Raw genomic sequence first — 12165 nt, forward strand, 5'->3', positions numbered from 1 at the left:
ACGATAAAAGGGAGCCTGTGGCTCCCTTTTGCATCCGCGAGGAAAACATGGTTACGCGTTTCTTAAACCCGCCAACACTTTTTCTAGTTTCGGTTCCATCGGTGCGTTGATTTCCATCCACTCATCATTTGATGGGTGTTGGAACTTAATGTTTGCCGCGTGTAGGAACAAACGATCTAAACCAACTTGACCTGTATAAGCATCAAAGCGGCGATCACCGTAGCGATCATCCCAAGCGATTGGGTGACCAGTGTATTGCGTATGAACTCGGATTTGGTGAGTTCGACCAGTAATCGGACTCGCCTGAATCAATGTTGCTTGTTCAAACTTTTCCAAAATCTTAAAACGCGTTTCTGACTGCTTACCATTAGGGTTAACACGAACAATACTGTTCACTTCGTTTTTGAGCAGTGGCGCGTTCACAACCTTACAACTGCTTTTCCATTGCCCCATGACAAGAGCTAAGTAAAACTTCTTTACTGTCTTTTCACGAAACTGGGCTTGCAAGTGACGAAGTGCAGAACGCTTCTTAGCAACCAGCAAAATCCCTGAAGTATCACGGTCAATACGATGCACAAGTTCAAGAAAGCGAGCTTGAGGTCGCAGAGCCCTAAGCGCTTCAATCGCACCAAACTTTAAACCACTGCCACCATGCACAGCGGTGCCAGATGGTTTGTTTAGAATCAACATATGATCATCTTCGAAGATAATCATATTTTCCAACTCAGCGACTTTGTTAAGTTTCGTACTTGGTGCGACATCGTCATCTTTTTTCTCGACGGTCACCGGTGGAATACGAACGAGATCGCCTGCTTTTAACTTGTACTCTGCTTTTATACGCTTTTTATTTACGCGCACTTCGCCCTTACGCACAATTCGATAAATCATGCTTTTAGGAATGTCTTTTAATTGGTTGCGCAAAAAATTATCAATGCGCTGACCCGCCATATCTTCGTCGATGTCGACGAACTGGACTTTTGTTCTTATTTCGTTCATGGGCGGTATTGTAAACTCAATTTCGTGCGACTTCACATTATTCTTGTCGTAAAAGAAACACTCGGTGGCACATACTGGTCTAAATTTCGCCAAGCTTTTGTTTAAATTATTAAAACTCTCAATCAAGTTCTCAATTTGTTTTCTGTCTTGAACAGTTTGCACATCTCAATTGCTTATGAAACAGCCAGTTATAAAATAGAAATTTTGAGTTTAGCGGCAAATTTTCTATCGTTTGCGTGAAAGCAGATTGCTGATAGCCACGCGCACTGCTATAGTTCACAGCTGCTAAGGAAGGTTTGGTTACATTTTATTCATTACCAATCATTTATCCTCAAGCAATGTGAGTAGATCGTTGAAGGTCGAGTGCAGCATTGGCGTGAGACACATCGAATTCAACACTCTTGCCACCCTACTCCTCGCATATTCACGTTGAGTACCTACCGCCCAAATAGCGGGTCACAAGTCTACGTTTCCAACAGAAACCACAAGAGGCTTGTGATGACTGAAGTGCCCGAGAGCATCCCCTTCCAGCCGGGAGGCTGCAAAATACAAGCCATGGGATCAGGCACCGTGAAAGAGCGAAAAAACAGTGGCAAGTCGACAAGAAAGATATAAAAGAAAAGACAACGAGAATTTTCAATGAAAAGAATGTTAATTAACGCAACTCAAAAAGAAGAGTTGCGTGTCGCTCTGGTTGATGGCCAGCGACTTTTCGATCTTGATATCGAGAGTCCAGGTCATGAATCTAAAAAAGCGAATATCTACAAAGGACGTATCACACGTATCGAACCAAGCTTAGAAGCCGCATTTGTTGATTACGGCGCCGAGCGTCACGGTTTCCTCCCTCTCAAAGAAATTGCCCGCGAATATTTCCCTGAAGGTTACACCTACCAAGGTCGTCCAAGCATCAAAGAAGTGCTAACGGAAGGCCAAGAAGTTATCGTTCAAGTGGAAAAAGAAGAACGTGGAAGCAAGGGCGCAGCTCTTACTACTTTCATTTCTCTTGCTGGTAGTTACCTTGTTCTGATGCCTAACAACCCTCGTGCTGGCGGTATTTCTCGTCGAATCGAAGGTGACGAGCGTACTCAACTAAAAGCCGCATTAAGTACTTTGGAACTGCCTCAGGGCATGGGCCTAATCGTACGTACTGCTGGCGTTGGCAAGAGTGCTGAAGAGCTTGAGTGGGATTTGAATGTACTACTTAACCACTGGGGTGCAATCAAAGGTGCAGCGGACTCTAACCCTGCTCCATTCTTAATCCACCAAGAAAGTAACGTTATCGTTCGTGCAATCCGTGACTATTTGCGTCGTGATATTGGCGAAATCTTAATTGATAGCAACACCATCTACGAACGTGCAAAAGAGCACATTCAATTGGTGCGCCCTGATTTCCTTAACCGCGTTAAGAAATATGAAGGCGAAGTTCCACTATTCAGCCACTACCAAATCGAAAGCCAAATTGAATCGGCTTTCCAACGTGAAGTGCGTCTGCCATCTGGTGGTTCTATTGTTATTGACCCGACTGAAGCACTAACGTCTATCGATATCAACTCTGCTCGTGCAACCAAGGGCGGCGATATTGAAGAAACAGCTCTAAACACGAACCTAGAAGCAGCCGACGAAATTGCTCGCCAATTGCGTCTACGTGACTTAGGTGGCTTAGTGGTTATCGACTTTATCGATATGACCCCAGTTCGTCACCAACGAGAAGTAGAAAACCGTCTACGTGAAGCCGTTCGCCTTGACCGCGCTCGTGTACAAATCGGTCGTATTTCTCGCTTTGGTTTGTTGGAGATGTCACGCCAGCGCTTGAGCCCTTCTCTTGCAGAAGCAAGCCATCACATCTGTCCTCGCTGTAGCGGAACTGGTGTCGTTCGCGACAACGAATCTCTAGCACTTTCTGTACTTCGTTTAATTGAAGAGGAAGCGCTAAAAGACAACACAGCACAAGTACTTGCAGTCGTACCTGTGCCAATCGCCTCTTACTTATTGAACGAAAAACGTCGTTCAGTAAACCATATCGAACGCATTCAAGAAGTGAAAATTACGGTTGTTCCTAACTCTGATATGGAAACACCGCACTTTGAAGTTATCCGTGTTCGTGAAGGCGAAGAGTTCGATCTGATTTCTTACCTACTTCCTAAAAAACTGGAAGCAATGAAAGAAGCGGAAGGTAAAGAGCCAGCGGAAGTTGACGTAAAACCAAAACGAATTGAAGAGCCAGTTCTTAAAGGCTTTGCGGCTCCGTCTCAAACCGCACCTGCACCAGCAGCTAAACCAGCTCCTGAGGCGAAGAAGAAAGAACAAAACGTTGAACAAGAAGAGAAACCTGGATTGTTCAGCCGTCTGTTTAAAGCACTTGGTAGCTTCCTATTCGGTGGTTCTGAAGAAACAAAAGAAGAACAGAAACCTCAGGAAGAGAAAAAACCAAATCGCGATAATCGACGTAACAAACGTGATCGCAACGATCGTCGTCGCAATAACAACCAGCGCGATAATCGTGATAACCGCGACAATCGCGATAACCGACGTCGTCGTAAGCCTCGTGATGAGCAGGCTAATGAGCAAAACGAAGCTCAACAACAAACAAATAAACCGCAAAACCGTAACCAAAAGCGTAAACCTAAAGCTCAACAGGCAGATAAAACCCAAGAGCAGAAAGCAAACGCAAAAGTAGCGGAAAAAGGTCTGCAGCTAGCAGCGGAAGCTCGTACTGAAACAAAACCAGAAGAGAGCAAACCGAAGCAGCAAAATGCGAAAGCAGAAAAAGTGAAAGAGCGCCGCCAACGTCGCAAATTGAACAAGTCTGTACGCGTTAAGGACCAAGAAGCTATTGAGAAGAAAGCCGAAGAAACAACGGTTAAGACTCAAGAAACGGTTGAAGCTAAAGTTGAAAAGCCAACAGAAGCAGCGGTAGAGGCACAGCAAGACAACAAGCAAGCAGAGTCTAAGCAACGTCGTAATCGTCGTTCGCCACGTCACCTGCGTGCAAGCGGCCAGCGTCGTCGCCGTGGCCGTGATCGCCGCCCTAACCCGTTCCGCCTACGTAAGGGAGGTGTCGCTTCTCCTGAAATGGCTATGGGTAAAGTAATGCCACGTTACATTCCGAAACCAGCACCTAAGAAGGAAGAGCGAGTTAAGGAAGAAGCTGTAGCAGCAGTACCTACAATCCAAGGTGGCTTTGCGTGTCCAGAAATGGCAATGGGTAAAGTGATTATTCGTCGCGAGCAACCTGTCGTAACAGATGCGCCAGTTGTTGAACACAAGGTTCAAGAAACCGTTGAAGCGAAAGTGGAAGCTCCAGTAGTAGAAGCACCTGTTGTTGAAACAGTAATCGCAGAAAAAGCTGAATCGGCAGTAGTAGAAACAGCATCGGTAGAGCCTATCGTTGAAACTCCTGTAACTGAACATGCTGAACCGGTTGATGTCATCGTAGAAACGGCACCTGCTGAAGAGCCTATCGTTGAAGCAGCAAAAGAGATTGCAGCCGAAGCGCCAGTAGATAAACCAGAGCCTAAAGTCGAAGCCATTAAAGTTGCGGCTAAGCTAAACGCTAGCGCACCGATGACGAAAGCACCTGGCCCTCAAGAGCTACGCGAAATCACGGTTGCAGCAGCACCGTTCAAAACCGAACGTTACCAAGCTAAAGGTGCTGGTAGCCAAGTGGCTAAAAACCGTGCATCGGCAGAGATGACAAAGCCTAACTTTAACTAGGCTAAATCATTACGTTCAACTGCTTAACGGCATAAATAAATTAAAGGCTACCATCTGGTAGCCTTTTTTATCTTCATATTTGCCCAATAAATTGTTCATATAAATACCAATTCGTGATCACATTTGTACGCCATTATTCGTATCATTCTTGAACTTAATCACACTTTTCGGTAGCATGCGCCGACTCAAGTTTTCGACACCATTCTGATGCTGCTCTTTTAATACTACGGTTTACACTGCAATGTTTGATTAAAAATCAACCTTCCAGTGGCTTGTGCAAATACGAATATGTGTCGGGTTTAACTCATTGCAAAGAGAACTTAAAAACAAACATGTTCGAATTTCCCCAATTTTCTAAGCACTCCGTAAAAAATGATGTGCTATCAGGCTTAACCGTTGCGCTAGCATTGGTTCCTGAAGCTGTCGCATTTGCGTTCGTCGCAGGCGTAGATCCGATGGTCGGTCTTTACGCTGCATTCATCGTTGGTCTTATTACTTCCATTTTCGGTGGTCGTCCTGGCATGATTTCTGGTGCAACAGGTGCCATGGCAGTCGTAATGGTTTCGCTTGTCGCGACTCACGGTGTCCAGTACCTATTCGCAGCCATCATGCTCGCTGGTATTCTTCAAATTGCCGCTGGTATGTTTAAATTGGGTAAGTTCATCCGTATAGTGCCTCACCCTGTGATGATTGGTTTTGTGAACGGTCTGGCTATTGTTATCTTCCTAGCTCAGTTGGGTCAGTTTAAAGCGCCAGATATCAACGGCATGCTTACTTGGCTACCACAAGACCAAATGCTACTAATGCTTGGTTTGGTTGCGCTAACTATGGCAATCATTCACTTTCTACCAAAAATCACAACGGCTGTACCCTCTTCACTTGTTGCAATCGTAACGGTGACTGCTTTAGTGGTTGGTTTGGATCTGGAAACTCGTACTGTTGTTGACTTCCTGCGTACAATGTCTGGTGATGAAGCGGCAACACTCGCAGGTTCACTGCCGACCTTCTCTATTCCGGCGGTGCCATTTACGCTAGAAACTCTACAAATCATTCTTCCATACGCGATCATTCTCGCGGCCATTGGTCTAATTGAATCTCTACTAACACTGACAGTTTTAGATGAGATGACGAATACTCGTGGTCAATCTAACCGCGAATGTATCGGTCAAGGTATGGCAAACATGACGTGTTCTGTGTTTGGCGCAATGGGTGGTTGTGCGATGATTGGTCAGTCGATGATCAACGTAAACTCAGGTGGTCGCGGCCGTCTATCTGGTATCGTTGCGGCTATCGCTCTATTGATGTTTATCTTATTCGCTTCTTCGCTAATTGAAATGATCCCACTCGCTGCTCTGGTTGGTGTGATGTTCATGGTTGTCATTGGTACATTCGAATGGGCAACATTTAAGCTAGCACGCCGCGTACCGAAGCAAGACTTCTTCGTTATTGTTCTTGTGACCGTTGTTACTGTTCTTACTGACCTTGCTGTTGCCGTAGCGGTTGGTGTTATCGTTTCTGCATTAATGTTTGCATGGCAACACGCTAAGCACATCTATGCCGACACGTGCTTAAACGAGGAAGGTTCAAAAGAGTACAAGATTCACGGCCCTATTTTCTTTGGCTCTGCGGCTAACTTCCTGGAGTTGTTTAACGCGCCTGAAGATCCAAAAGATGTGATTGTCGATTTTGCAGACTCTCGCGTGACAGATCACTCTGCAATTGAAGCCATTGAAACACTGGCTGAGCGTTACAATGCTCAAGGTAAAACGCTGCACCTTCGTCACCTAAGCCCAGATTGTCGTAAACTTTTGGACAAAGCTGGCAGCTTGGTTGAAATTAACGTGAAGGAAGACCCAAGCTACAAAGTCGCAACCGACATACTAGCGGGTTAACACGAATAAAAAGGGATGAGCTGAGCTCATCCCTTTTTCTATTGTCTTCAAGCACGGCGATTATAGCTTCTTCAAAATTGCGTCTGATGCCTCTTCGATTAAATCAAGCACCAGTTCAAAGCCATCTTCCCCACCATAATATGGGTCAGGGACTTCGTCGTAACCTGACCCAGAATGACTTAAAAATAACGATACTTTGTGTCGATACTTCAACGGACAGATATCCAATAAATCGGCCAAATTTGCTTTATCTGCGGCTAATATAAGGTCAAACTTTTCAAAGTCATCAATGGTGACTCGGCGCGCTTGCATTCCTTTAAAAGAATAACCTCGCTGCTTTCCTGCTGCCATCGCTCTTGAATCCGGTCGGTTTCCTGCGTGGTAGCCAATTGTACCTGCCGACTCAACCTCTACTTCAACGCCTAGCTTTTGAGCTTTCACTCTTAACACTGCCTCTCCAGTTGGTGACCGACAAATGTTTCCCATACAAACAACAAGTATTTTCTTCATTTTATTCCCTGAATTATCGGTGGTTTTTCTTCACGATATGTTGGTCTATCATAGCGAGATAAATCAATGAACCCAAATTAGCTTGGGCACAGCACGAAAAGGAATTAAGGAAGTATTATGTCTATCGAAGAAAATAAAGAAGCACGCCATAAAGCTCGCCAACAAAAAGTCAAAGAACAGGTAGACGCAAAAATCGCTGCTGCTCAAGAGGAAAAAGGTCTGCTACTGATCATTACCGGAAATGGTAAAGGTAAATCGACATCAGGATTCGGTACGATCGCACGCGCAGTGGGTCATGGTTTGAATTGTGCTGTCGCGCAGTTTATTAAAGGTACTTGGGACAACGGTGAGCGCAACCTACTTGAGAAACTCGGCGTTGAATTCCAAGTAATGGCAACCGGCTTTACGTGGGAAACTCAAAACAAAGCCGCTGATACCGAAGCAGCGCAAGGCGTATGGCAAGAATGTAAGCGCATGCTGCAAGACGACTCTATCGATGTCATCTTGTTTGACGAGCTAACTTATATGGTGAGCTACGGCTACATCGACTTAGACGAAGTGGTCGAAGCACTGAGCAACAGACCTAAAATGCAGTCGGTTATTATTACTGGGCGTGGCGCACATCGAACCCTGATTGAAATGGCCGATACCGTTTCTGAAGTGAAAAATGTAAAGCACGCATTTGAATCTGGCGTAAAAGCCCTCAAAGGCGTCGATTGGTAACACTCGCAGAGTAATTTAAAAAGGGTTGGCAAAATGCCAACCCTTTTGATTTTCACGCACGGTTAGTTGAAAAGATTCTTCAATAAACCATCGACCGCATCTTTGGTTTTCTCGTCTTTGATTTTGTCCGTTAGCTTCTCCACGCCACGATCGATTTCTTTTTGAGCTTTCTGCTTCAGAACATCATCGAATACGAGCTTGAATTTAGGATCTGCCCACTTACCAGACACATTGATTGGAATCGTGATGTCTTTCAGCTCATCTATATCTTTACCGCCCTGGCCTTCTAGGCTGCCTACAACTGACGTGCTGATAGTAAAGTCGACTGTTTCATTGATGTAGTTTGCGGTACCTTTACCACGAACACGTAACAATGGAGACTGAGCTTGCATATTATCCGTTGATACAACACCTTTGTTGAGTTTCAATGTCGCCGTCATCGCACTGAAGTCTGTTTTCTTAGCTTCATTGGTGCCTTCAACTTTTTGCCCTTTAAATTTCGCATAGTTTTCACGAATCAACTGAGCAACGTTGATGCCATTCACCGCACCGTCAGCAAAATTGATAACAACCGTACCAGATAGATTCTTCTTGATACCGGTAGGCGTGAGACTCTTACCTGTAACATTCACATCAATGTTACCTGTCCCTTCAAGTTTGTCGTTTTCAGCAACGTCTATAAGTAGCGGTTGAACTTTCACGCCTTTGATTGACTTTTTAACACTGTAAGTCGCTGGTGATTGGCGTGCATCTAGCTTCGCTGTCGCTGAGATTGAGCCTTGGTACAACTTCGAACTAAAAGATGTAAGCTCAAACACGCCACGATTTACAGTGAAGCTCGTTTTTACCGCTTCCATCTTCGCATTTGCCGCTTTGAATTTGTCGATGGTAATGTCACCCTTTACATCTAACGTTTTCAACGCAGACAAATCAGGCTCAACCTCAGGTCCAGCAGGAGCACTCTCGCCACCAGAAGCAGGCTTATTACCTTCGGCAGCTTGCTTATCTAACCCTAAAAACTCATCAAGATCGATATTGGGGCTATGGAGAGCAAAGCGTACTTTAGGAATATCACCGAGTGTCACATCTGCCTTACCATCTAGGGCGATAGCATTCGCTGTTAACTTCTCTAGAACAAAACTCAGATGGTTTTTCGTTAGGTCGAAAGACAGATCAGACACCATGTCGACTTTCATCGGGGACTGAGGTAAAGCATCACCCTCAAAAGTCGATTTAAGAGTTAACTTATCCAACTGTACTTTGCTGATAGCCTTGTCCACGCTAAGTTGACCAGCACCCTGCATATCTAACTTCATACCACCAGCGACACCCTTAATGGCATAAGTCAGGTTATTTACTTTATCGAATTCAAACGTGTCTAAACCGATCGTTGCCGATTCAATTTTATTGGCAGGGTCAGAGTATGTCGCATCAAAGTTGATGTTCTTTAGCGCGTAGTTTGCCAAACCTTTTTCTAGCTTAAAGTCGGCCTGACCTTTCGCTGTGAACTTTTGGTCGTTCATTTCGCCCTTCACGCCAAAATCAGCCGTTGTCCAGTTGTCAAAAGCGAATTCGGAAAGGTTTAATGAAATATCATAAAGTTTGGTGTAACTACCGGCTTGCTTATCCTGCATTTCTAATGAACCGTTAGAAACAGTAACGCCAGCAAGATTAATACTCCAATCAGAACCAGAAGTTTGCGTTTCACCATTTTGCGTAGGCGCAGCATTGCTCTCTTGTTCTGCTTGTTGTGTTTGGGCTTTCGTCAATGCATCAATATTCTTGCTGCCATCTTTCTTGGTTTCAATGTAGAACTCAGCACCATCAAGCGTGACGTTTCCAATTTCAAGCTGTTGACTAAAAAGTGGCATAACAGAGATGTCTACACCAACGGTATCAACTTTGAATAAATTGGGTTTACTAAAGCCTTGTGGATTTCGCAATTCTGTATGTCCCAACTCAAAGCCAATCGATGGGAAAAATTGCCAACTGATATCCCCTTCAATCACCAACTCTAATCCCGTTTGCTTTTGCGCTTGCTCAACAATAAGGGGTTTAAACTGATTCGGATTGACGAAGATGGTTAACGCTAAAATTGCGACCAAAATGACCACAATCGGTATTGCTAGAATTAAGAGCAGTTTCTTCATTTGTTTTTCCTTGCTCGAGTGTTTTTACAATTATAAGCGCAGACTCCATTTACCGCTGACAGTTCCACAAAAGCGTGAAAAGTGTCTGGTTTTAACCTGCAACTGACTAATTTAAAAACAAAAAAAGAAGTGGCACTTAAGGTGCCACTTCTTCTCTTAAAAATAAAGCGATATAGCCGTCTATAGGCTTAAGCTTTCAAAAGTCTTGCAATGTGAGCTTTTAATACATCAATTGCGATACGGTTTTTACCACCGCGAGGAACAATAATGTCCGCATATTGCTTAGAAGGTTCGATAAACTGCATGAACATCGGACGTACTGTTTGTTGGTATTGCTTAAGAACAGACTCCATAGTTCGGCCTCGTTCTTCCACATCACGCTTAACACGGCGAAGCAAGCAAATATCTAACGGTGTGTCCATAAATACTGTCGCATGCATCAAATCACGAAGACGAGGGTCTGTAAGAAGAAGGATACCTTCTAGAATGATCACCTTTTTAGGTGTCATTGTGGTGGTGTTAATTGTTCTTGTGTGCTCAGTGTAGCTGTACTCAGGCACTTCTACTGCTTCACCACGTACCAATTTTTCTAGGTGCTCACACAGTAGGTCGTGGTCCAACGCACTCGGGTGATCGTAGTTCGTCTTTACTCGCTCTTCCATGCTTAGGTGGCTTTGGTCGTTGTAGTAGCAATCTTCCGTGATGACACCGATTTGATGATCGCCTACTTTCGCGCGAAGCTCATTATAAATAGTGCTCGCGATCAGACTTTTTCCAGAAGCAGAAGCGCCAGCAATACCTACGATGACGCATTGATTATTATCAGACATTAGTTTGCACCCGATGATGATTTCTAGTCACATAAAAAGATAAACTGCCTGATTATAGGGAGTTCACCCCATAGTTACTAGTTGGAATTAGGGTTTAGTCATAAGTTTCTGCCTGCTCAGAGGATTAACCTCCGAGCAAACGTTAAAATGTGCAATTATCAACCAACAGGCATAGTAAACTTAGTTCACCATTGTAAAGCTAATCGCATCTGGTTTTGCTTTGCCTTGCCAAAACATCGTGCTACATACGCGATCGGCAAGTTGCTTATAATACCCTGCATGCTCACTTTCTGGGCGTCTTGCTACCGTTGGCACGCCAGCGTCAATATCTTCTCTCATAGAGATATGAAGCGGAATTTGTCCTAACAATGCTAAGCCAAATTCTTGCGACATTTTTTCAGCTCCGCCCATACCAAAAATATGCTCTTTCGCGCCACATTGACTACAAATGTGATAACTCATGTTTTCCACAACACCAATAACCGGGACATGGACTTTGTTAAACATTGCCGCTCCCTTCCTTGCATCGGCAAGGGCTAAATCTTGCGGTGTTGTGACTAGCACGCTACCTGTTACCGGAATTTGTTGTGACAGAGTCAATTGAATATCCCCTGTACCTGGCGGCATATCAATCACCAAATAATCCAAATCTGGCCAATCTGTTTCAGTTAATAACTGCGACAACGCTTTTGAAGCCATTGGACCGCGCCATATCGCCGCTTCTGATTTATCCACCAAATAACCGATAGAATGAGTATAGATGCCGTGAGCAAAAATGGGTTCCATCCACTTGCCATCACGAACTTCTGGTTTAGCATCTTCTTGCCCCAACATCATAGGTACAGACGGACCATAGATATCTGCATCCAACAATCCCACTTTCGCCCCAGATTGAGCAATCGCCAACGCTAAGTTAACTGCGGTAGTAGATTTACCAACGCCACCTTTCGCAGAACTGACGGCAATGATGTTCTTAACACCCTTAACCGAGTTAGCCACTTGAGTTTCTAAAGCTTTAACTCCAAGGCGAATATTAAATGGGAATTCAGCCACTTTACCCGAGGCTTGCTGCTGTTTGATCCAGTCATGCAGTACGGTTTGAAGCTCATTACTTGCGAATGGCAACGTTATATCAATAGAACCCTGTGTCGTAATCGAAATTGCGCCATGAATATCTGCCCAGTTTTCCACCAAATGTAGATGTTGGAATTGGTTAAACCAGTGACAAAAATCTTGTTTTGAAGTGAACTGATGCATAAGCCCTCCTTTTAGATGTCATGCTACCACCGTCCAGGCTCAACCAGAACCCCAAAAAAACTAAGGCATTCCGCAGTTTGACACCTTGGAGTT

Annotated in this window: 8 protein-coding genes; 3 read left to right on the forward strand and 5 right to left on the reverse strand. The window is 44.5% G+C overall.

Annotated elements, in window-relative coordinates:
• Nucleotides 1–51: 51 nt before the first annotated feature.
• Nucleotides 52–996, reverse strand: a complete 945-nt coding sequence (rluC, locus tag R7M92_RS12960; RefSeq protein ID WP_054576337.1) for a 23S rRNA pseudouridine(955/2504/2580) synthase RluC — start codon at nt 994–996, stop codon at nt 52–54.
• 639 nt (nt 997–1635) lie between these two features.
• Here rluC and rne point away from each other — a divergent pair.
• Both rne and R7M92_RS12970 read left to right on the forward strand, forming a co-directional pair.
• On the forward strand, nt 1636–4710 hold the full coding sequence (rne, locus tag R7M92_RS12965) for a ribonuclease E (RefSeq protein WP_158156725.1): 3075 nt from the start codon (nt 1636–1638) through the stop codon (nt 4708–4710).
• 332 nt (nt 4711–5042) lie between these two features.
• Nucleotides 5043–6602, forward strand: a complete 1560-nt coding sequence (locus R7M92_RS12970; RefSeq protein WP_005380840.1) for a SulP family inorganic anion transporter — start codon at nt 5043–5045, stop codon at nt 6600–6602.
• A gap of 60 nt (nt 6603–6662) precedes the next feature.
• Here the strand turns inward: R7M92_RS12970 and R7M92_RS12975 are convergent, their stop codons facing one another.
• A complete protein-coding gene (locus tag R7M92_RS12975; protein WP_318133582.1) occupies nt 6663–7112 on the reverse strand; it encodes a low molecular weight protein-tyrosine-phosphatase in 450 nt (149 codons plus the stop codon).
• A 117-nt stretch (nt 7113–7229) separates the two neighbouring features.
• Here R7M92_RS12975 and cobO point away from each other — a divergent pair, with 117 nt between their 5' ends.
• Nucleotides 7230–7835 carry a cob(I)yrinic acid a,c-diamide adenosyltransferase gene (cobO, locus tag R7M92_RS12980; protein ID WP_005380837.1) on the forward strand — a complete coding sequence of 202 codons (606 nt, stop codon included), beginning with the start codon at nt 7230–7232 and terminating at the stop codon, nt 7833–7835.
• 62 nt (nt 7836–7897) lie between these two features.
• Here cobO and R7M92_RS12985 read toward each other — a convergent pair whose 3' ends face one another.
• From R7M92_RS12985 to apbC, 3 genes are all read right to left on the reverse strand, one after another.
• Nucleotides 7898–9985 (reverse strand): AsmA family protein, encoded by a 2088-nt coding sequence (locus R7M92_RS12985; protein ID WP_047103439.1) that lies wholly within the window; start codon nt 9983–9985, stop codon nt 7898–7900.
• A 188-nt stretch (nt 9986–10173) separates the two neighbouring features.
• Nucleotides 10174–10815, reverse strand: a complete 642-nt coding sequence (gene udk, locus R7M92_RS12990; protein ID WP_005380833.1) for a uridine kinase — start codon at nt 10813–10815, stop codon at nt 10174–10176.
• A 180-nt stretch (nt 10816–10995) separates the two neighbouring features.
• Nucleotides 10996–12072, reverse strand: a complete 1077-nt coding sequence (gene apbC, locus R7M92_RS12995) for an iron-sulfur cluster carrier protein ApbC (RefSeq protein ID WP_005387292.1) — start codon at nt 12070–12072, stop codon at nt 10996–10998.
• Nucleotides 12073–12165 lie beyond the last annotated feature (93 nt).

Origin of the sequence: Vibrio sp. Vb2880, assembly GCF_033337975.1 — a bacterium.
GTDB lineage: Bacteria > Pseudomonadota > Gammaproteobacteria > Enterobacterales > Vibrionaceae > Vibrio > Vibrio alginolyticus.

Bases quoted from the DNA above. Each gene is read 5' to 3' on its own strand.
- rluC (WP_054576337.1), bottom strand. From the start codon at position 996: ATGAACGAAATAAGAACAAAAGTCCAGTTCGTCGACATCGACGAAGAT.
- rne (WP_158156725.1), top strand. From the start codon at position 1,636: ATGAAAAGAATGTTAATTAACGCAACTCAAAAAGAAGAGTTGCGTGTC.
- R7M92_RS12970 (WP_005380840.1), top strand. From the start codon at position 5,043: ATGTTCGAATTTCCCCAATTTTCTAAGCACTCCGTAAAAAATGATGTG.
- R7M92_RS12975 (WP_318133582.1), bottom strand. From the start codon at position 7,112: ATGAAGAAAATACTTGTTGTTTGTATGGGAAACATTTGTCGGTCACCA.
- cobO (WP_005380837.1), top strand. From the start codon at position 7,230: ATGTCTATCGAAGAAAATAAAGAAGCACGCCATAAAGCTCGCCAACAA.
- R7M92_RS12985 (WP_047103439.1), bottom strand. From the start codon at position 9,985: ATGAAGAAACTGCTCTTAATTCTAGCAATACCGATTGTGGTCATTTTG.
- udk (WP_005380833.1), bottom strand. From the start codon at position 10,815: ATGTCTGATAATAATCAATGCGTCATCGTAGGTATTGCTGGCGCTTCT.
- apbC (WP_005387292.1), bottom strand. From the start codon at position 12,072: ATGCATCAGTTCACTTCAAAACAAGATTTTTGTCACTGGTTTAACCAA.